Raw genomic sequence first — 18,647 nt, forward strand, 5'->3', positions numbered from 1 at the left:
CATAATTGAATGACCATGCGCATTTTGCGTGAGCTTTCCGGTGCCTCGCACCGGAATCCGCGCGGGTGGCACGGCAGATCTGGCTGCAAAGCCGACATCGAATAGGGAGGGCACGCGGCAGTGACCTACGTGATCGCTGAACCATGCGTAGATGTGTTGGACCGGGCATGCGTCGAAGAATGTCCCGTTGACTGCATCTATGAGGGCAAACGAATGCTCTACATCCAGCCGGATGAATGCGTGGACTGTGGCGCGTGTGAGCCCGTCTGTCCGGTTGAGGCCATTTTCTACGAGGACGACGTCCCGGATGAGTGGGAGCGTTATACCGTCGCCAACGTCGAGTTCTTCGACGAGCTGGGATCTCCGGGGGGCGCCTCCAAGGTGGGCGCCACCGAGCACGATCCGGACTGGATCAAGGCGCTCCCGCCCATGGGCGAGGAGTAAATTGCCCCGCATCCCGGTGGCGCGCAAACTGCCCGACTTCCCCTGGGATTCGCTCGCGGCCGCCAAAGCGGTGGCCGCGGCGCATCCCGGGGGGATCGTCGACTTGTCCGTCGGCACCCCAGTGGACCCTGTGGCCCCCGTGATCCAGGCTGCGCTGTCCGCGGTGGCTGCGGTCCCGGGCTATCCGCTAACCGCTGGCACCGATGAGCTGCGGGCGGCGGCGGTCTCCGGACTTGCCCGGCGCTACGGCATCCGCGGCATCGACGAGTCGGCGGTGCTGCCCGTCATCGGCACCAAGGAGCTCATCGCGTGGATCCCGACGCTGCTTGGCCTTGGCGCCACTGAGACCGTCGTGATCCCAGAGCTGGCGTACCCCACCTATGAGGTGGGGGCACTGCTCGCAGGCACGAATGTGCTCCGCGCCGACGGCACCGCACAGGTCGGGCCGGCCCGAGTCGACTTGGTCTACATCAACTCTCCGGCCAACCCCAGCGGCAAGATTCTCGGGGTGGACCACCTGCGCAAGGTCATCGAATGGGCCCGTCACCGCGGCGCCATTGTCGTCTCGGACGAGTGCTACCTGGGCCTGGCCTGGGATGCCGAGGCGATCTCGGTGCTCGACGAGCGGGTCAACGGCGGCAGTTTCGACAACCTCCTTGCTGTCCACTCGCTGTCGAAGACCTCGAGCCTGGCCAGCTACCGGGCTGGCTTCGTCACCGGTGATCCGGCGCTCGTTTCCGAACTACTGGCGGCGCGCAAGCACGCCGGCATGATGGTGCCGCTGCCGATCCAGGCCGCCATGACCGCGGCGCTCTCCGACGACGAGCACGAGAAGGTCCAGCGGGAGCGCTACCGCGCGCGCCGCGAGGTCCTGCTGGCCGCCGTTCAGCGGGCGGGCTTCACCGTCGAGAACTCGGAGGCCGGGCTGTACCTGTGGATCACCCGCGGTGAGGCCTGCCGGGACACCGTGGACTGGTTCGCCGAACGCGGCATCCTCGTCGCGCCCGGCGAGTTCTACGGACCGCGGGGCCACGAGCACGTGCGGATGGCGTTGACGGCGACCGACGAGCGGATTGCCGCGGCGGCCGCGCGGCTCTGACCGGTTGGTTCGACCGAGTCGCCGCGGTTTCGCAGCGCCACCGCGATTGCAACCGCGGTGGCTCTGCGTAGCCGCAGCGAACTTGACCTCGCCCTGGAACTCGAACTCGAACGTGAGTTAGCCGAGGTCGATCCGCAGGATCCGCCCCGACCGGTGCTCGCGTGAGGTTGCGGGATCCCAATGCTCCGACGCGCAGACATACAGGTGCTCGCCCGCCTCTCCGCCGAGTGCCACGGCGAACGGCCGGGGCGCGGACAGCGTGCGGATCGTGTGCCCATCCCGCCCATCGATGAGGATCACCTCACTGGTGGCGGGGGAGGCCACCCAGATGTTGTCGTCCGTGTCGACCGCGATGCCGTCGGGGAACACCATGGACCCGAACTCGCGCAGAGTCTGCCGGCCGGAAAGGGCACCGTCCGCCGCGACCGCGAAGGTGCTGATACGGCCCGGGGCCGAGCGAGTCTCAGCGACGAAGAGCCGCCTCCCATCGCGGGTGGGCGCGATGCCATTGGCGAACAGCAGCGGGTCCCCGACGGCGCGGGCGCTGCCGTCGGGCTCGATCAGCACCAGGCTCGCCGGGCGCGGGGGCGTCGGCATCGACGAGGCATCGCCGTAGTTGCCGACATACGTCCGGCCCAGGTGGTCGGTGAACATGTCGTTGAGATGCCAGGTCGCGAGGTCGGCCAAGTCCGCGTGGACGCTGAGTGTCCCGTCCGCAGTGCGACGGTAGACCTTGCGGTCCTTGACACCGGCGATGAGCAGGTCGCCGTCTGGGAGGAATCCGAGTCCGCCGGGGCCACCGGGGATATGCGCCATCTCCGCCGCCTCGCCGGTGCGCGGGTCGAGCCGGATCACCTTCTCGCCGAAGATGTCTGAGAACCACAGGGCGCCGTCCCGCCAGCGCGGGCATTCGGGGAAGCAGAGCCCGTCGAGGACGGTCTGAGGTGATGTCGTCATGGCTCCGAGTATCGCCGTCCACCCGGCCTTGCGTATAGCTCTGGGCTCGTTGGGCGGTAGCGGGGTCGGCCAGATGGCTCAGGCGGCGGTGCTCCCGTGGTCCGCGGGCAGAGTCCCGAGCAGATGCCCCCGGCCGGCGGCGACCTCCGACTCCAACATGATGAGCGCGGCCTTCGCCTCGAGCCCGCCGGGATATCCGCCCAGTGCCCCGTCGAGCCTGTGCACCCGATGGCACGGCAGCACGATGGGCAGTGAGTTCGTGGCACACGCGACGTCCACAGCCAGGACCGTTTTGGGGCTGCCGACCAGGCGCGCGAGCTGTGGATAGTTGGCGGTGTGACCGTACTCGATCAGCGGCAGGTGGTCCTGGACCCTGCGCTGAAACGGTGCGGACAGCGATAGGTCGAGGGGCAGCGCAATGCTCTGACGCCGCCGGGCGAAGTACTCGTCGAGCTGCCGGCGCGCGGTGTCGAGAAGGCGGCGGGGTCTCCTTAGCGGAGCTGCACCGAGCGCGGCGGACACGGTCTCGAGGACCAGGGCGTGATTCTCCGACTCGAAGGCGACCCGGATCAGTCCGCGACTGCTTGCGGCAATCAGGAGGGGACCTAGCGGACTCGCGGTGACCGCATAGCTCCAGTCGCGGCTGTCGGTGGCGGATGGGCCGGAATCGGATGGAGACACAGGCTCAGCCATACCTGCGGGGGCGGTGCTGGTGGCGATCATCTGGGGCTCCATTCCATGCGGGACTCTGACACTGTGCAGACGTCCCGGCGGGCCGGAATGTGAGGTGCCGTGCCGCGGGGCGCTAACCTGACGGGCAATCAACGATGGATACAGGAGCGCGGATGTCGACAGTGGTGGGCCAGAAGCCGAGGATGCCGATCGTGGCCAGGACCGGGCGCGATGAGCATGAGGCGCTCCGCATTGGGGACACGGTGTTCTCCGAGCGGGACCTGCTCGCGGCCGCCACCTCGGTGGCGGAGCGCATCCGCGGGGCCGCACGGGTGGCGGTGTGGGCCGAGCCGACGCCGGAGACCGTGTTGGCCGTGCTGGGCTGCCTTATCGGCGGGGTCACCGTGGTGCCCGTGCCGCCGGACTCCGGCCGGGCCGAGCTGCGCCACATCCTCGCCGACTCGGGCGCGCAGGCCTGGCTCGGCTCGGCGCCGGACAGCCACGCCGGGGCAGGGCTGCCGGAGCTGCCGGTGATCCCCGTCCGCCGCCATTCCCGCTCCTACCATGTGCTGCCGCAGCCGCACCCGGACTCGGCAGCGATGATCGTCTACACCTCGGGCACCACCGGCGCGCCCAAGGGCGTGGTGCACAGCCACCGGGCGATCGCCGCCGATCTCGACGCGCTCGCCGACGCCTGGGCATGGACTTCCGAAGACGTGCTGGTGCACGGGCTCCCGTTGTTCCACGTGCACGGCCTGGTCCTTGGCATCTTGGGCCCGCTGCGCCGCGGCGGGCGGGTGGTCCACACCGTGCGGCCAGACCCCAAGGCCTATGCGGCCGCGGCGGGCACCATGTATTTCGGGGTGCCGACGGTGTGGTCCCGTGTGGTCGCCGACCCCGAGTCGGCGGCGGCCCTCTCGGGCGCCAGGCTGCTCATCTCTGGCAGCGCGCCACTGCCAGTCCCGGTGTTCGACGGGCTGCGGGCGCTGACCGGACTGGCGCCGGTGGAGCGCTACGGCATGTCGGAGACGCTGATCACCATCTCCACCCGCGCGGACGGCGAACGCCGCCCCGGCTGGGTGGGGATGGCGGTGGCGGGAGTCCAGACGAGGCTGCGCGATGAGGCCGGGGCCGAGGTGCCCGCGGACGGCGAGAGCATCGGCCGGCTACAGGTGCGCGGCGCGACGTTGTTCAGCGGCTACCTGAACAACCCGGAGGCGACGGCGGAGTCGTTCACCGAGGACGGCTGGTTCAACACCGGCGACATCGCGATCCTCGACGCCGAGGGCTTCCACCGGATCGTCGGCCGCGAGTCGACGGACCTGATCAAGTCCGGCGGCTACCGCGTCGGCGCGGGTGAGGTCGAGACGGTGCTGCTGGGGCACCCTGGCGTCGCGGAGGCGGCGGTGATCGGGGTGCCCGATGCGGACCTCGGACAGCGGATCGTGGGCTGCGTCGTTGCCCGTGAGGGCCTGCTCAGCGCGGACGGTGGGGAGCTGATCGACTTCGTGGCCGCGGAGCTCTCGGTCCACAAACGACCCCGGGAGATCTGGGTGCTCGACGCGCTGCCGCGCAACGCGATGGGGAAGGTGCAGAAGGCACAGCTGGTGCGGCCGCGGTAAACCCACTCAGGGGCGCAGGACCGCGCTGAGGGCGGCGTGTGGCCTCCTGCCGGGATCTTGGCGTGTCTGCACGGCGAGGACTGCGAACCCAGATTCGTTGAGCAGACGGCCCAGCTGCTGGGCGGACCAGCAGTAGGCGGTCGTGACCACGGGTGGGAAGGCCTCCGCCGCGACTCCGTCGAAATAGCCGATGAGTAGCCGCCCGCCCGGGGCGAGGGCACGGGCGAACTCCGCGAGGATGGCTGGCAGCTCGTCCGGGGGGACGTGGATCAACGAGTACCAGGCCAGCACTCCGCCCAGTGTCCCATCGGGGACGCTGAGGTCCCGAAGCGACGCGACTCGAAAGGGCACCTCGGGGAAACGATCTTGCGCGCCCGCGATGAATTCAGGCACGAGGTCGATGCCCTCGATGTTGACACCGCGCTGATGCAGGAAATTCGTCCAGTGCCCGGGTCCACAGCCTGCGTCGAGCAGATAGCCGCAGACCTCGTTGGACCAGCTTTCGACACAGCGCCGATCGAGCGGATGCAGGTCCTCGAGGGAGCCGAGCAGACGCGTGTACTCGTCTGCTCGCTGTGCGTATGCGGCGCGGATGTGCCAATCGGCCATGTTCACCAGAATTCGGGGACTCGGTTGTGCGGTGGGCTCATTCGTGAACTCGGGGTGAGAACAGCCGCGGGAAAGTACCGTAGAATTATGAGCCTTAATTTTCAGCGGCAACTCGAGGAGTTGTTCCACGATCAGGGCATCGGCACGCTGGTGACCTTGAAGGACGATGGCCGCCCACAGGTGTCGAACGTGCTCTACTACTTCGACCGCGGGCAACAGAAGTTCTTGATCTCGGTGACGGACACCAGGGCCAAGACCAAGAACATCCGCAGAGACAATCGTGTCAGCATGCACATCAACGGCAAGGACGGCTGGTCGTACGCGGTGGCCGAGGGGCGGGCTCTGCTGAGCACCATCGCCGCGGACCCGCACGACGGCACGGTGGGCGCGCTGGTCGAGCTCTACCAGCGGCTGCAGGGGGAACATCCGGACTGGGATGAGTTCCGCATGGCGATGATCCGCGAGCGGAGGGTCCTGCTGACCGTGCAGATCGAGCGGGTCTACGGCATGTCTGGCGACTAGGGTTTGCCTACTCCCGAGCCTCGAGGACGAAGACTGGGATCAGCCGGTCCGTGTTCTCCTGGTATTCGGCATAGGGCGGGTAGGCGGCGACGGCGCGCTCCCACCACAGCGACCGCTCGTCGCCGGTGATCTCCCGTGCGCGATAGGCCCTGCGTTCGGTGCCGTCCTGCAAGTCTAGGTCAGGGTTGGCGACCAGGTTGTTGTACCAGACCGGGTTGGTCGGGGCGCCGCCCTTGGAGGCGACGGCGGCATAGGCGCCGTCGTGCTCGACGCGCATGAGGGGCACCTTGCGCAGTTTGCCGGTCTTGGCACCGAGCGTGAACATCAAGATCACCGGCATGCCCATCAGCACGGTGCCGTCGGTGCCGCCCGAGGTCTCGATCAGCTCGACTTGGTCCCGCACCCATTTGGTTGGGCTGGGCGCGTATTCGGGTTGCTGTGTGGTCATCGGTCTATCTCCTCAATTTCGCATCACGGTCTGGAAGATTTGCCGTTATCAGCGTAGGCCGAATCGGGGTGGTGGTGGTTGCGTCGCCATCTCGCGTTGACTTGCGAGAGCGCGATGATGATCAGGAACAGCACGAATGTGGAGATGAGCTGGTTGCGTGCCGTCTCATTGGTGAGCATCAGCGCGATCAGGCCACCGAGTCCGGCGAGCGTCGCCCACGTCAGGTACGGGAACAGCCACATCTTGAGCTTGAGCTTGTTCTCCGCGACGAGGATGGGGCGCAGCCGCAGTTGCGAGACGCACACGAAGATCCACACGACCAGCAGCACAGAGCCGACGGCGTTGAGCAGGAGCGAGAGCAGCTCGTCTGGTAGCAGCCAGTTCAGCAGCACCGCGACGAAGGCGAAGAAGACCGACACGAGCACTGCGGTGCGCGGGGTGCCGTTGGGGGCCACTTGGGTCAAGGCCCGCGGCCCGTCGCCGCGCTTGGCGAGCGCGAACGCCATCCGGGTGGAGCCATAGATGTTCGCGTTGAACGCCGAGAGCAGGGCGATCACGACGACCAGCTCCATGAAGCCCGACGCCAACGGGATCGCGGCCTCGTCCAGCACCGCCACGAACGGGCTCTCGTGCAGCACCGACGACGTCCAGGGCAGTGCCAAAACCATGATGGCGACCGAGCCGACGTAGAAGATCCCGATCCGCCAGATGACGTTGCGCACCGCTATGACGATCCCGCGCTCCGGCTCGGCGGACTCCGCGGCCGCGATGGTGACGATCTCGATGCCGCCGAAGGCGAACGCCACCACCAGCAGGCCGGCCGCGACGCCGCCGATGCCGTTGGGCATGAACCCGTCCCCGTCCCCCCTGAGATGGACGAGCCCGACGGGGTCCGTGCCGGGGAGCAGGCCGAAGACCAGCAGGACGCCGAGGATGATGAACGCGACGATGACCGTCACCTTGATGGCGGCGAACCAGAACTCGAACTCGCCGAAATTTGCCACCTTGGACAGGTTGACCACGGCGAAGAAAGTCACGAAGACGAGCGCTATCACCCACTGCGGCACCCCGGGCAGCCAGCCCTGCACGATCTGCGAGGCCCCGGTGATCTCCGCGCCCAGCACCATGATCAGCATCGCCCAATAGATCCAGCCCATGGTGAAGCCGGCCCAGTTGCCGATGCCCATCCGCGCGTACTCGGCGAACGAGCCGCTGGACGGGATGGCGGAGCCCATCTCGCCGAGCATCCGCATCACGAAGATGACGATGATCCCGGCGATCACATAGGACAGCAGGACTGCGGGCCCGGCCTCCTTGATGCCCTGGCCGCTGCCGAGGAACAGGCCGGCGCCGATGGCGCTGCCGAGTCCCATCATGGTGATGTGGCGAACCTTCAGCCCATTGCCGAGGACACTCCCAGGCGAGTCGGCCTTCTCGCCCTGATCTACTGGCTCGCTCGCCATTGCTGGTCCCGCCTCTGTCCCGCCGCTGGATGTGGTCACGTGTTAATTCGCATGCAACTGGGCGTTCAAGGCGACGCCCGCCCCGCTGCGTGGGACCACCTCGACTGCTCCGCTGGTGGAGTTGCGGCGGAACAGCAGCCCGTCGACCCCGGACAGCTCCGCGGCCTTGACGACCTCGCCGCCGGGCAGCCGCGTCACCTTGGTCCCGGCGGTGACATACAGCCCGGCCTCGATCACGCAGTCGTCCCCTAGGGAGATGCCCGCGCCGGAGTTCGCGCCCAGCAGGCAGCGCTCGCCCAGCGAGATCACCTGTGTGCCGCCACCGGAGAGCGTGCCCATGATCGACGCGCCGCCGCCGACGTCCGTGCCGTCGCCGACAACGACGCCCGCAGAGATCCGCCCCTCCACCATCGAGTCGCCGAGGGTGCCGGCGTTGAAGTTCACGAAGCCCTCGTGCATGACCGTGGTGCCGCTGGCCAGGTGCGCGCCGAGGCGCACACGGCCGCCGTCGGCCACCCGGACGCCGGACGGGACCACGTAGTCGAGCATGCGTGGGAACTTGTCGACGCCGTAGACGGTGACCGGGCCGTGCTGGCGGAGGGCGGCCCGGACCAGCTCGAAGCCCTCGACGGCGCAGGGGCCGAAATTGGTCCAGGCCACGTTGGCGAGCAGGCCGAAGAGGCCGTCGAGGTTGGCCTGGTGGGGCTGGATAAGGCGGTGGGAGAGCAGGTGCAGCCGCAGGTACGCGTCGTGGGTGTCGGCGGGCGGGGCAGCGAGGGACGCGATGGTGGTGCGCACGGCCACCGTGTGCACCTGCCGGCGTGCGTCGGGTCCGGTCAGCGCGGCGAGCCCGGCGGGCGCGTCGTCTGTGGACAGCGCCACGGTGCCCGGGTCGTCGAACTCGCCCAGCGCAGGATTAGGAAACCACGTGTCCAGGACGACGTTGGCGGAGTAGATGGTGGCGAGGCCGTATGCCTGGGCGCCTGCGTTGAGATACGTCACGATTGTCCAGGCTACCGAGGGCCTGCGCTGGCCGTTGGACTACCTGGCCCCTAGCCTGGGTGGGTGAGTGATCAACTGGACCTTTTCGCAGACGTGGTGACTCTGGCCGCGGCGCTGGTGGACATCCCCAGCGTCTCGCGGGACGAGCGCCGCCTGGCCGACGCGGTCGAGTCCGCGCTGCGCCGGCAGGCCCCGCACCTGGAGGTGCTTCGCCACGGCGACGCTGTGCTGGCGCGCACGAGGCTGGGGCGGGGCCGGCGCGTGCTGCTGGCCGGGCATCTCGACACGGTGCCGATCGCGGACAACGTGCCGAGCCGCCTACACGACAGCGAAGACGGGGAAGGCCCGATCCTGCACGGTTGCGGGACCGTCGACATGAAGTCCGGCGACGCGGTGTTCCTGCACCTGGCCGCGACCATCGCCGAGCCCGTCCACGACCTGACATTGATTTTTTACGACTGCGAGGAGATCGCCGCCCGGTACAACGGACTGGGCCGCATCGAGCGGGAGCTGCCGGAGTGGCTCGAGGCCGATGTGGCCATCCTCGGGGAGCCGACCGGCGGACTCATTGAGGCCGGCTGCCAGGGCACGCTGCGGATGCGGATCAGCGCCACCGGAGTGCGGGCGCACTCGGCCCGGTCGTGGCTGGGGGACAACGCGATCCATCGGCTGGGCGCCGTGCTGGACCGGCTGGCCGCATACGACGCCCGGGCCGTGGATATCGACGGCTGCCGCTACCGGGAGGGCCTGCAGGCGGTGCGCATCGAGGGCGGGGTGGCGGGCAACGTCGTGCCCGACGCCGCGGAGCTGGAGGTGAACTTCAGGTTCGCGCCCGACCGCACCATCGCCCAGGCGGAGGAACACGTGCGGGAGGTGTTCGCGGGCCTCGCCGTGGAGTGCGAGGTGACGGACTCGTCGGCGGGCGCGTTGCCTGGCCTGTCGGCGCCGGCCGCAGCAGAGCTGGTCGCGGCGGCGGGCGGGCAGTTCCGGGCGAAATACGGGTGGACGGACGTGTCTCGGTTCGCCGCGCTGGGGATTCCCGCCGTGAACTACGGCCCCGGCGATCCCAACCTGGCGCACAAGCGCGACGAGCGGGTGCCGGTCTGCCAGATCCATCTCGTGGAGCGGGTGCTGCGCGGATATCTGAGCAGCTAACCTTGGCGCCATGATCAGTAAGAGAGCATCGGCGCGTCGCGAGCGCCTCATGGGCCCAGTGACCGTCCGTGGCGAGTGGCAGGGCGACCAGCAGACCACCGATCAGCGGCTGCTGGACCGTCGCGGCGCGGGCGACTGGGTGCACACCGACCCGTGGCGGGTGCTGCGAATCCACAGCGAGTTCATCGAGGGCTTCGGCGCGCTCGCGGAGCTGCCGAAGGCGGTGTCGATTTTCGGCTCGGCGCGCACCGGCCCCGAGACGGAGGTCTATCAGAAGACCGTGGAGATCGCGAAGCTCCTGGCAGACGCCGGCTACGTGATCGTCACCGGCGGCGGTCCCGGCGTGATGGAGGCCGGGAACCGTGGCGCGTTCGAACAGGACGGCTATTCCGTGGGCCTAGGCATCGAGCTGCCCCACGAGCAGGGCCTGAACAGCTACGCCGACCTGGGCATCAATTTCCGGTACTTCTTCACCCGCAAGGTGATGTTCATCAAGTACTCGCAGGCGTTCGTGTGCATGGAGGGCGGCTTCGGCACCCTCGATGAGCTGTCCGAGGCGCTGACCCTGGTGCAGACTGGCAAGATCACCCGCTTCCCGATCATCTTGTTCGGATCGAAGTTCTGGGGCGGCCTCGTGGACTGGTTCCGCGACACGCTGGTGGAACAGGGCACGATCTCGCCGGAGGACATGGACCTGTTCCACGTGACGGACTCACCGGCGGAGGTCGTCCGGATCATCGCCGAGGCCGAATCCGCAGCGGCCATCGCAGACAGGCCCGGGAAGCCATGAGCAGGCGCGAGGTCGCCGGCAACGGACACGACATGCTCGAGGGACGCTGGAATAAGTTCGCCGTGTGCGTCTACTGCGCGTCCGGCCCGGTGGCGCCGGAGTTCGAGGCGCTGGCCGCGGAGGTGGGGGCCGAGATCGGCCGTCGCGGTTGGACGTTGGTCTCCGGCGGCGGCCGCGTCTCGATGATGGGCGCCGTCGCGCGGGCGGCACGCGAGACGGGCGCGCGCTCCATCGGAGTGATCCCGAAGGCCCTGATGGACCTCGAGGTCGCGGATATCGAGGCGGACGACCTGCTGATCACCGATAACATGCGGGACCGCAAGGGGCTCATGGACGCGCACGCGGACGCGTTCCTGGCGCTGCCCGGCGGCCTCGGCACCCTCGAGGAGCTCACCGAGGTGTGGACTTCGCTGGGCCTGGGCATGCACAACAAGCCCGTCGTGCTGCTGGACCCAGCGGGGCACTACACCGGCTTGCTCGACTGGCTGTCCGGGATGGTGGCAACGGGATTCGTCAGCCAGTCGATGCTCGACGTCCTGCCGGTGGCCACCACTGTGGAGGATGCGCTGAACCTGTGCGCCGATGGGACGCGGTTCCCCGGCGTGGACACGGGGGAACCCCGCACCTGAGGCCGGTGCGGGCGGGCGCCCGTGCCACGATGGAGACCATGCACCCGCCGTGTGAGCCTCATCGCCCCCCAGCGCCTGCGGCAGGACCAGCGCCTGCGGCGGGATCACCAGCTGCGGCCACTCTGTGCGGGCGGCCAGTGACGACCGCGCGGGCCCTGGTCATGGCGATCATCAACCGCACCCCGGACTCGTTCTACGACCAAGGCGCGACCTTCACCGACGGGGCCGCGATGGATGCGGTCCGCAAGGCCGTCGACGATGGCGCGGACGTGGTCGATATCGGCGGCGTCAAAGCTGGGCCCGGCGACGAGGTGGACGAGGCGCAGGAGATCGAGCGCGTTATTCCGTTTATCGCGTGGGCGCGAGAAGCGTTCCCGGGCTTGCTGATCAGCGTCGACACCTATCGTCCCGGCGTTGCGCGGCGCGCCCGCGCGGCGGGCGTGGACCTGATCAACGACACCTGGGGTGGGTCCAACCCCGAGCTGTTGGAGGTCGTCGCGGAGATCGGCGCGGGCCTGGTGTGCTCGCACACCGGCGGCGCGGTGCCGCGTACCCGCCCGCACCGGGTCCGCTACGCCGATGTGGTGCAGGACGTCGTGGAGAAGGTCGTCGGCGACGCGGAGCGCGCTGTCGCGGCGGGCGTCGCGCGGGACTCGATCTTGATCGATCCCACCCACGACTTCGGCAAGAACACCTTCCACGGGTTGGCGCTGCTGCGCCATGTCGATGTGCTGGTGGACACCGGTTGGCCGGTGCTGATGGCGCTGAGCAACAAGGACTTTATCGGGGAGACACTGGGTGTGGGATTGCAGGAGCGCCTAGAAGGGACGCTGGCGGCCACCGCGCTGGCGGCCGCGGCCGGCGCCCGGGTCTTCCGGGTGCACGAGGTGGCGCAGACGCGCCGCGTGCTGGAGATGGTCGGCGCAATAGTGGGCACGGCGTCGCCGGCCCGAACAGTGAGAGGCTTGGCATGAGCGACGGCGGCGTTATCCGCACCTGGCATGATCCGAATTGGACTGTGCCACAATTAATTTCCGCCAAACGTGGTCGCACCGTATCGGTTGTGCTCCCCGCGTTGAACGAGGAGGCCACCGTCGCCGGGGTCCTGGACACCATCCGCCCGCTGCTCGGCGGCTCGGCGGGCGAGGGTCTGGTGGATGAGCTGGTGGTCCTGGACTCGGGCTCCACCGACCGCACCGCGGAATGCGCGCGGATGGCCGGCGCCCGGGTGATCAGCCGCGAGGAGGCCGTGCCCGGGCTCGAGCCGGTGCCGGGCAAGGGCGAGGCGCTGTGGCGCTCAATCGCGGCCACCACCGGGGACTTCATTGTGTTCATCGACTCCGACCTGATCGACCCGGACCCCAACTACGTCCCCAACCTCCTGGGCCCGCTGCTCACCGAGGACGGGATCCACCACGTCAAGGGCTTCTACCGCCGGCCGCTGCGGATCAACGAGACCGAGGACCCCCGCGGCGGCGGCAGGGTCACGGAGCTCGTGGCGCGGCCCATGCTCGCGGCGCTGCGGCCCGAGCTCCGGGGCATCGTGCAACCGCTCGGCGGGGAGTACTCGGGAACTCGGGAGCTCCTGGCCAGCGTGCCCTTCGCCCCTGGCTACGGCGTCGAGATCGGGCTGCTGCTCGACACCTACGCCCGCTACGGCGCGGCGGGGTTGGGGCAGGTGAACCTGTCCGTGCGCAAGCACCGCAATCGCGACCTGATGGAGCTGGGCGTGATGAGCCGCCAGATCATCGGAACCATGCTGCGCCGCTGCGGGATTGACGATCAGGGCGAGGGTCTGACCCAGTACTACGCCAAGGAGGGCTCCTTCGCGCCGCGCACCAGCGACGTGGACCTGGTCGACCGCCCGCCGATCGACAGCCTGACGCGCACGCACGCGCCCATGTGAGGATTGGGGCATGATCACCGCGCTGCTCTACATCGTTGTGCTGGCCGTGGTCGCGGGGGCGCTGTTCTTCCTCGCCTCTGCGATCTTCGGCCGCGGCGAGGAACTGGACCCTCTGCCCAGGGGGCTAACCCTGGCGACCCTGCCGGCCGCGGACCTCGCGGGTGAGGATGTGCGGGCGCTTCGGTTTCAGCAGGTGGTGCGGGGATATAAGACGAGTGAGGTCGATTGGGCTCTGGCCCGGCTTGCCGCGGAGATCGACCGTCTGCGTGACCTCGCCGGGCAGGGCGAAGGGGGCAGTGGCCAGCCAGAATAGCCCTCCCCGCCACAGACACCCGTCCTGTTGGGAGTGGGTCGAATAACGGTTTCCCCCTCCGATAGGGAAGAATGGTGATGGTCGGCACTAGTTTTGCCGCGCAACACTGATTCGGACGCGGACCGGCAGATGCCCGGTCCGAGAAGATCTGGAGGGAGCACACGATGGCGGCCATGAAGCCCCGGACCGGGGACGGTCCCCTCGAAGCAACCAAAGAGGGACGCGGAATTGTAATGCGGGTTCCGCTTGAGGGTGGCGGGCGTTTGGTCGTAGAGCTGACGCCAGATGAGGCGGCTGCACTCGGCGAAGAGCTGCGTGGAGTCACCGCTTAGCTCTCTGAGGAGGGGATTCTGCGGCGAGTAGTTCGCTGGCAGTATGCCCCGTACAGCTGGAAGATCGAGAACCCCGCCTGTCGACCTGACACGGCGGGGTTCTGTTTTGTGCGCGGGTATGGGCGAGAGAGGTGCGAGATGGCGGATCACACCGCTGCGGGGATGACGGCGCTCATCGAGGTCGCGGACGCACTGCGCTGCCCGGTCTGCGAGGGCCAGGTGTCCGTCGAGGGGCGGGCCGTGCGCTGCGCAGCGGGGCACAGCTTCGACATCGCGCGGCAAGGCTACGTTGGATTGACGGGCGGGGCGCTCAAGTTCACGGGGGACTCCCCGGACATGGTCGCCGCGCGGGAGCGCTTCCTTGGCGCCGGCCACTTCGAGGCGCTGCTGGCAGCGGTCGCTGAGACCTCGGCGCGAGTGCTGCCCCACTGGGGCGCGGAGGGCGTGCCGGGCCCGGTCGTCGTCGAGCTTGGGGCGGGCACCGGCCACTATCTCGCGCGGGTCCTAGATGGCGCGCCGTCGGCCCGCGGCGTGGCAGTCGACGCCTCAAAGCCTGCGGCCCGACGCGCCGCGCGGGCACACCCGCGGGCTGCGTCCGTGTTGACCGACGCGTGGGCGCGGCTGCCCGTGGCCGATGGCGCTGCCGACTTGGTCATGTCGGTGTTCGCGCCCCGCAACGCGGAGGAGTCCGCCCGGATGCTCCGACCCGGTGGCACGGTGCTGGTCCTCACCCCGGGGCCGGGCCACCTGGGCGAGTTGGTGGGGCCACTGGGCCTGGTCAACGTGGACGAGCGGAAGGCAGAGCGACTTGAGGCCACCATGGCCGGACACTTCGAGGCCGCCGAGATGGTGCACATCGAGAGCCGGATGAACCTGTCCCACAAGGACATCGAGAACGTGATCGGAATGGGTCCATCTGCCCGGCATGGCGACCCCGCACAGCGCGCCGCGGCGATCGCGGCGCTGCCAGAGCGCGTCACGGTCACCGCGGCGGCGATCGTGACTGTGTTCAGAAGCGTCTAGGCCTTCGCCGCGCAGACCAAGCCGCCGCCGAGCGGCAGCAACACGGGGATGAGAGTCGGATCCTCGGCGATCGCGCGCAGGGCGTCGCGAGCCGAGACCGCGGCCAGGTCCCGGCGGCCGGCCTCCGGGGGCGCGCCGTTGGCCAGGACGCCGTTGAGGACGATCACGCCGCCCGGGCGCAGCAGCCGAACTCCCTCGGTGAGGAAGCTCAGGTGGTCTACGCCAGCGGTGTCGATGAAGACGAGGTCATAGGAGGCGTCGGCCAGCCGGGGGAGCACCTCGAGCGCGCGGCCGTTGATCAGCCGAGTGCGGGAGGGCGCGATGCCCGCGGCAACGAACGCCTGCTTGGCGGCCCGCTGGTATTCGGGCTCGGTGTCGATAGTGGTGAGCACGCCATCGGAGCGCATGCCGCGAAGCAGCCACAGTCCGCTGACGCCGGCTCCCGTGCCGATCTCCACGATCGTCCGCGCGTCGAGCATTCGGGCGAACATGCTCAGGGCCGTGCCCACGGACGGCGCCACGGCGTCGACGCCTAGGTCGCCAGCCCGCTCCCGGGCGGCGGCCAGGCCAGAGTCGCCGCCAACCGCGGCTGCGGAGTCCATCGCGAGGTTGGTGATCCAGTCGGTGGCAAAGGCCTCGGCCGTGGATTCAGAGTTGCGGGCATCAGGAGTCACGCTGTGAAGACTATCGCTGGTGCCTGCCTACGGCGGCTAGGCGCACCGGATCGACATTCTCAGGTGCCGCTCAGGTATCTCATACAGTCGGCACATTCGACTGCGAAAGAGTAAGGGCACTGAATCTCGGGAAGTCGCGCTTCGGGGGTCGGGAACATAAAATGGTGCACGGGTGTTATCAGGGCTGTGTTGTAAGGACAGCAGGCCTGACGAGCCCGACGGCACGCAATGGTGGCGATGCAGGATCAGGAGGCTCGAGAATGAACAATGTGCGGACTCGCGCAGGATCAACTGACGGCGCCCCTGTCGGCGAACCCCAGGGCACGGCGGCGTTCGACGAGACGGGCGACCGCTCGGCCATGCCCAGCTGGGACAACTTGGTCCGTGAGCATGCCGACCGCGTCTACCGACTGGCCTACCGACTTTCCGGCAACGCACAGGACGCCGAGGACCTGACCCAGGACACCTTCATCAGGGTCTTCCGGTCGCTGTCGAACTACCAGGCGGGGACGTTCGAGGGCTGGCTGCACCGCATCACCACGAACCTGTTCCTGGACATGGTGCGCCGCCGGAATCGAATCCGGATGGAGGCGCTGCCGGAGGACTACGACCGGGTGCCATCCAACACGCCCGACCCGGAGCAGATCTATCACGACGCGCGCCTTGATCCCACGCTGCAGCTGGCGCTGGACTCGCTGGCCCCGGATTTCCGGGCCGCGGTGGTCCTGTGCGATATCGAGGGCCTTTCCTATGAGGAGATCGGCACCACCCTCGGCGTGAAATTGGGTACCGTTCGAAGCAGGATCCATCGTGGCAGGCATGCGATCCGCGAGTATTTAGCGGCAGCACCGGATCATGAACTGGGACGGAACTGAGGGAGCGGCACGTGGTGAACGGGGACGAGTCATGACCGAACAGATCGGGCCATTTCGCGGGCGCGGCACCGATTCCTCCTTCTCGCTGGGCAGCGCACGCATGACCAGCGTCGGCCACCTCACCACGGAGGCTGTGGCCGCGTATGCGGACGGCGAGTTGCGGATGGGCCCGCATCTGCGCGCGTCCGCGCATCTCGGCAGCTGCCCGCAGTGTGCCGCGGAGGTCGAGGCACAACGCCGGATCCGCGCAGACCTGCAGGGCTGCGCAAAGCCCGCGATGTCGGACTCCCTCCTGAGCACCCTCCGCTCCATCCCGCTGTCTCCGTCGGGGGCGTCAGACACCACCGATCGCCCGGCCGAGCAGGCAGGCGGGCATGGGGGACTCGAGGGGCGGGGCAAGCTGCGCTGGCGGTGGCCGTTCTAACGCCACCCCGCAACTCGCGCTGGCCCGCCCTACCCGCCGACGCGCGGTAGGCTCCTGCACGGCGTTCATTGCGACGGTCTCTACTGTGGGGTGAATACTGCGGGGTGTGAATACCGTGCGGTGTGAATACTGAGGGGTGCCAATCCAGTCGCCAGTGAGGGGAACTAAGTGAATCCGGAGACGCCCGGCCCGGGGGAGGGCCAGCCGCGGATGGCACCACGCCCCGTGCGACGACCAACTGTGGATCCCGCCGCAACGCAGGTGTTCGGGCGGCCCACCGGTGTGGAGGGCTCCTTCACTAAGGGCACCGGAATCGAATCGGAGTTCAATCCTGTTGCGGCCCCGCCCAACCCGGTTTTCGAGCAGGCCTTCGGCCGTCCGCTTGGGGCAGAGGGAGATCTGCAGCGCGGCCCAGACGACACTCGCCGAGATCCGGCGACTACCGGGTCCACTGGCACAGTGCCCCCGGGTGGCGTGCCGGTCGACCCGTGGCGGGATCCGGGCTCGCAGGCGAGCCTGACCCCTGCGGAGCCCCAGCCGACTGCACGCGATCGCCCGGCCGCGACTCCTCTGGGCGTGCGCGACGTGCTCTTCGGCCGCAAGGTCGCGCCGCGGGCCCTCGCTGTGCTGGGCGTCCTGGCCCTGCTGGTGGGCGTCTCCGGCGGCGTTATCGGGCGGGTCACCGCCGAGGTGAGCCAATCCCTGACCAGTTCCAAGGTGCGCCTGGTGCAGCCGGATGAAACGCCAGACCAGCCCACCAACGAGTCCGTAGAGGTCGCTTCGGCGGTGCTGCCGGCAGTGGTCTCCATCGAGGTGCAGTCGAAGGACCAGATGGGGTCGGGCTCCGGCGTGGTCATCGACGGCCGGGGCTACATCGTCACCAACAACCACGTGGTCTCTTCGGCGGCCAACAACCCCGACACCCAACTCCGCGTCACGTTCTCCGATGGCCAGACGGTCCCGGCACAGATCGTGGGCCGGGATATCAAGACCGACCTCGCCGTCCTCAAGGTTGAGGGGGTCGACAACATGAAGGTCGCGAACCTCGGCAATTCCGACTCCATCCAGGTGGGCGAGGACGTGGTGGCGTTCGGCTCCCCGCTGGGATTGAACCGGACGGTCACCAAGGGCATCGTGAGCGCTCTGAATCGCCCGGTGCGGCTCGCTGGGGAGGACTCCGACACCAACGCCGTTATCGATGCGGTGCAGACGGACGCGGCCATCAACCCCGGCAATTCGGGCGGGCCGTTGATCAATGCCCGCGGTGAGGTGATCGGTATCAACTCCGCGATCCGCTCCGAGAGCGGCGGGTCGGTGGGGTTGGGCTTCGCCATCCCGGTCAACACCGTCGCCGAGGTCGCAGGCCGACTCATCGAGAGCGGCGAGATGCACCACCCGGAGATCGGCGTCAACGCGCGGACGGTCAGCAACGACCAGGTCACCGGCGCCGAGATCGCGAACGTCATCGCTGACGGACCCGCGCAGAAGGCTGGCATCATCGAGGGCGACGTGGTGGTGCGGGTCGGCGACAGGGCGGTCACCAGTGCGGACGAGCTCGTGGTCGCCGTGCACGCCCTCGATATCGGCCAGGAGGCCCCGGTCGAGATCGTCCGCGCGGGCCAAACTATCGGTGTGAATGTGACCCCGCAGACCGACTAACGGCCCTTCCGTGCGGGGGAATTCCCGCG

22 protein-coding genes are annotated in these 18,647 nt (G+C 68.6%); 15 read left to right on the top strand and 7 right to left on the bottom strand.

Annotated elements, in window-relative coordinates:
* The first annotated feature begins 120 nt into the window (after positions 1-120).
* Both fdxA and dapC read left to right on the top strand, forming a co-directional pair.
* Positions 121-444, top strand: coding sequence for a ferredoxin (gene fdxA, locus TBIF_RS05185; RefSeq protein WP_024793792.1), 324 nt, complete (start codon positions 121-123; stop codon positions 442-444).
* Position 445: 1 nt separating this feature from the next.
* Complete coding sequence (dapC, locus tag TBIF_RS05190; RefSeq protein WP_024793793.1) at positions 446-1,543, top strand: succinyldiaminopimelate transaminase; 1,098 nt, start codon at positions 446-448, stop codon at positions 1,541-1,543.
* A 117-nt stretch (positions 1,544-1,660) separates the two neighbouring features.
* Here dapC and TBIF_RS05195 read toward each other — a convergent pair whose 3' ends face one another.
* Both TBIF_RS05195 and TBIF_RS05200 read right to left on the bottom strand, forming a co-directional pair.
* On the bottom strand, positions 1,661-2,500 hold the full coding sequence (locus tag TBIF_RS05195) for an SMP-30/gluconolactonase/LRE family protein (protein ID WP_024793794.1): 840 nt from the start codon (positions 2,498-2,500) through the stop codon (positions 1,661-1,663).
* Positions 2,501-2,578: 78 nt separating this feature from the next.
* Complete coding sequence (locus tag TBIF_RS05200; protein WP_024793795.1) at positions 2,579-3,223, bottom strand: methylated-DNA--[protein]-cysteine S-methyltransferase; 645 nt, start codon at positions 3,221-3,223, stop codon at positions 2,579-2,581.
* Positions 3,224-3,375: 152 nt separating this feature from the next.
* On the opposite strand from TBIF_RS05200, the gene TBIF_RS05205 reads away from it, so the two are divergent.
* Positions 3,376-4,794 carry an acyl-CoA synthetase gene (locus tag TBIF_RS05205; RefSeq protein WP_038169926.1) on the top strand — a complete coding sequence of 473 codons (1,419 nt, stop codon included), beginning with the start codon at positions 3,376-3,378 and terminating at the stop codon, positions 4,792-4,794.
* 6 nt (positions 4,795-4,800) lie between these two features.
* Here TBIF_RS05205 and TBIF_RS05210 read toward each other — a convergent pair whose 3' ends face one another.
* Positions 4,801-5,403, bottom strand: coding sequence for a class I SAM-dependent methyltransferase (locus TBIF_RS05210; RefSeq protein ID WP_024793797.1), 603 nt, complete (start codon positions 5,401-5,403; stop codon positions 4,801-4,803).
* An 87-nt stretch (positions 5,404-5,490) separates the two neighbouring features.
* Here TBIF_RS05210 and TBIF_RS05215 point away from each other — a divergent pair, with 87 nt between their 5' ends.
* Positions 5,491-5,925 (top strand): PPOX class F420-dependent oxidoreductase, encoded by a 435-nt coding sequence (locus TBIF_RS05215; protein WP_024793798.1) that lies wholly within the window; start codon positions 5,491-5,493, stop codon positions 5,923-5,925.
* Positions 5,926-5,932: 7 nt separating this feature from the next.
* Here TBIF_RS05215 and TBIF_RS05220 read toward each other — a convergent pair whose 3' ends face one another.
* The 3 genes from TBIF_RS05220 to dapD are packed head-to-tail and all read right to left on the bottom strand — an operon-like array spanning position 5,933 to position 8,838.
* Complete coding sequence (locus TBIF_RS05220) at positions 5,933-6,373, bottom strand: nitroreductase family deazaflavin-dependent oxidoreductase (protein ID WP_024793799.1); 441 nt, start codon at positions 6,371-6,373, stop codon at positions 5,933-5,935.
* 23 nt (positions 6,374-6,396) lie between these two features.
* Entirely contained in the window at positions 6,397-7,836 is a 1,440-nt protein-coding gene (locus tag TBIF_RS05225; RefSeq protein WP_024793800.1) for an amino acid permease, read from the bottom strand.
* A 42-nt stretch (positions 7,837-7,878) separates the two neighbouring features.
* A complete protein-coding gene (gene dapD, locus TBIF_RS05230; protein ID WP_024793801.1) occupies positions 7,879-8,838 on the bottom strand; it encodes a 2,3,4,5-tetrahydropyridine-2,6-dicarboxylate N-succinyltransferase in 960 nt (319 codons plus the stop codon).
* Positions 8,839-8,901: 63 nt separating this feature from the next.
* Between dapD and dapE the strand changes: the two genes are divergently transcribed.
* The 8 genes from dapE (at position 8,902) to TBIF_RS05270 (ending at position 14,986) form a co-directional block, all read left to right on the top strand.
* Complete coding sequence (gene dapE / locus TBIF_RS05235) at positions 8,902-9,993, top strand: succinyl-diaminopimelate desuccinylase (RefSeq protein WP_038169863.1); 1,092 nt, start codon at positions 8,902-8,904, stop codon at positions 9,991-9,993.
* A 10-nt stretch (positions 9,994-10,003) separates the two neighbouring features.
* A complete protein-coding gene (locus TBIF_RS05240) occupies positions 10,004-10,783 on the top strand; it encodes an LOG family protein (protein ID WP_038169865.1) in 780 nt (259 codons plus the stop codon).
* A 32-nt stretch (positions 10,784-10,815) separates the two neighbouring features.
* Positions 10,816-11,412, top strand: a complete 597-nt coding sequence (locus tag TBIF_RS05245; protein ID WP_024793804.1) for an LOG family protein — start codon at positions 10,816-10,818, stop codon at positions 11,410-11,412.
* 38 nt (positions 11,413-11,450) lie between these two features.
* Positions 11,451-12,386 carry a dihydropteroate synthase gene (gene folP / locus TBIF_RS05255; protein WP_084611555.1) on the top strand — a complete coding sequence of 312 codons (936 nt, stop codon included), beginning with the start codon at positions 11,451-11,453 and terminating at the stop codon, positions 12,384-12,386.
* Complete coding sequence (locus TBIF_RS05260) at positions 12,383-13,318, top strand: glucosyl-3-phosphoglycerate synthase (protein WP_024793806.1); 936 nt, start codon at positions 12,383-12,385, stop codon at positions 13,316-13,318. Before folP ends, TBIF_RS05260 begins: the two co-directional genes overlap by 4 nt.
* Before the next feature lie 10 nt (positions 13,319-13,328).
* On the top strand, positions 13,329-13,631 hold the full coding sequence (locus TBIF_RS05265) for a DivIVA domain-containing protein (protein ID WP_024793807.1): 303 nt from the start codon (positions 13,329-13,331) through the stop codon (positions 13,629-13,631).
* A 164-nt stretch (positions 13,632-13,795) separates the two neighbouring features.
* Positions 13,796-13,963, top strand: a complete 168-nt coding sequence (locus tag TBIF_RS24820; protein WP_084611546.1) for a DUF3117 domain-containing protein — start codon at positions 13,796-13,798, stop codon at positions 13,961-13,963.
* Positions 13,964-14,101: 138 nt separating this feature from the next.
* Positions 14,102-14,986, top strand: coding sequence for a putative RNA methyltransferase (locus tag TBIF_RS05270; RefSeq protein ID WP_235174506.1), 885 nt, complete (start codon positions 14,102-14,104; stop codon positions 14,984-14,986).
* Here the strand turns inward: TBIF_RS05270 and TBIF_RS05275 are convergent.
* Positions 14,983-15,588 carry an O-methyltransferase gene (locus TBIF_RS05275; RefSeq protein WP_051461368.1) on the bottom strand — a complete coding sequence of 202 codons (606 nt, stop codon included), beginning with the start codon at positions 15,586-15,588 and terminating at the stop codon, positions 14,983-14,985. The two genes, TBIF_RS05270 and TBIF_RS05275, sit on opposite strands and share 4 nt — an antisense overlap.
* A gap of 332 nt (positions 15,589-15,920) precedes the next feature.
* Here TBIF_RS05275 and sigE point away from each other — a divergent pair, with 332 nt between their 5' ends.
* The 3 genes from sigE (at position 15,921) to TBIF_RS05290 (ending at position 18,618) form a co-directional block, all read left to right on the top strand.
* Positions 15,921-16,535 (top strand): RNA polymerase sigma factor SigE, encoded by a 615-nt coding sequence (sigE, locus tag TBIF_RS05280; protein ID WP_024793810.1) that lies wholly within the window; start codon positions 15,921-15,923, stop codon positions 16,533-16,535.
* A gap of 31 nt (positions 16,536-16,566) precedes the next feature.
* Positions 16,567-16,959, top strand: coding sequence for a zf-HC2 domain-containing protein (locus TBIF_RS24350; protein WP_024793811.1), 393 nt, complete (start codon positions 16,567-16,569; stop codon positions 16,957-16,959).
* 225 nt (positions 16,960-17,184) lie between these two features.
* Positions 17,185-18,618, top strand: coding sequence for a S1C family serine protease (locus tag TBIF_RS05290; RefSeq protein WP_235174508.1), 1,434 nt, complete (start codon positions 17,185-17,187; stop codon positions 18,616-18,618).
* Positions 18,619-18,647 lie beyond the last annotated feature (29 nt).

The organism is Tomitella biformata AHU 1821, from assembly GCF_000524475.1.
Lineage (GTDB): Bacteria > Actinomycetota > Actinomycetes > Mycobacteriales > Mycobacteriaceae > Tomitella > Tomitella biformata.

What these genes read in the sequence shown, in the direction of transcription:
- TBIF_RS05195 (WP_024793794.1), bottom strand. Translation starts at nt 2,500, where the DNA reads ATGACGACATCACCTCAGACCGTCCTCGACGGGCTCTGCTTCCCCGAA.
- TBIF_RS05200 (WP_024793795.1), bottom strand. Translation starts at nt 3,223, where the DNA reads ATGATCGCCACCAGCACCGCCCCCGCAGGTATGGCTGAGCCTGTGTCT.
- TBIF_RS05205 (WP_038169926.1), top strand. Translation starts at nt 3,376, where the DNA reads ATGCCGATCGTGGCCAGGACCGGGCGCGATGAGCATGAGGCGCTCCGC.
- TBIF_RS05210 (WP_024793797.1), bottom strand. Translation starts at nt 5,403, where the DNA reads ATGGCCGATTGGCACATCCGCGCCGCATACGCACAGCGAGCAGACGAG.
- TBIF_RS05215 (WP_024793798.1), top strand. Translation starts at nt 5,491, where the DNA reads ATGAGCCTTAATTTTCAGCGGCAACTCGAGGAGTTGTTCCACGATCAG.
- TBIF_RS05220 (WP_024793799.1), bottom strand. Translation starts at nt 6,373, where the DNA reads ATGACCACACAGCAACCCGAATACGCGCCCAGCCCAACCAAATGGGTG.
- TBIF_RS05225 (WP_024793800.1), bottom strand. Translation starts at nt 7,836, where the DNA reads ATGGCGAGCGAGCCAGTAGATCAGGGCGAGAAGGCCGACTCGCCTGGG.
- TBIF_RS05240 (WP_038169865.1), top strand. Translation starts at nt 10,004, where the DNA reads ATGATCAGTAAGAGAGCATCGGCGCGTCGCGAGCGCCTCATGGGCCCA.
- TBIF_RS05245 (WP_024793804.1), top strand. Translation starts at nt 10,816, where the DNA reads ATGCTCGAGGGACGCTGGAATAAGTTCGCCGTGTGCGTCTACTGCGCG.
- folP (WP_084611555.1), top strand. Translation starts at nt 11,451, where the DNA reads ATGCACCCGCCGTGTGAGCCTCATCGCCCCCCAGCGCCTGCGGCAGGA.
- TBIF_RS05260 (WP_024793806.1), top strand. Translation starts at nt 12,383, where the DNA reads ATGAGCGACGGCGGCGTTATCCGCACCTGGCATGATCCGAATTGGACT.
- TBIF_RS05265 (WP_024793807.1), top strand. Translation starts at nt 13,329, where the DNA reads ATGATCACCGCGCTGCTCTACATCGTTGTGCTGGCCGTGGTCGCGGGG.
- TBIF_RS24820 (WP_084611546.1), top strand. Translation starts at nt 13,796, where the DNA reads ATGGCGGCCATGAAGCCCCGGACCGGGGACGGTCCCCTCGAAGCAACC.
- TBIF_RS05270 (WP_235174506.1), top strand. Translation starts at nt 14,102, where the DNA reads ATGGCGGATCACACCGCTGCGGGGATGACGGCGCTCATCGAGGTCGCG.
- TBIF_RS05275 (WP_051461368.1), bottom strand. Translation starts at nt 15,588, where the DNA reads ATGGACTCCGCAGCCGCGGTTGGCGGCGACTCTGGCCTGGCCGCCGCC.
- sigE (WP_024793810.1), top strand. Translation starts at nt 15,921, where the DNA reads ATGAACAATGTGCGGACTCGCGCAGGATCAACTGACGGCGCCCCTGTC.
- TBIF_RS24350 (WP_024793811.1), top strand. Translation starts at nt 16,567, where the DNA reads ATGACCGAACAGATCGGGCCATTTCGCGGGCGCGGCACCGATTCCTCC.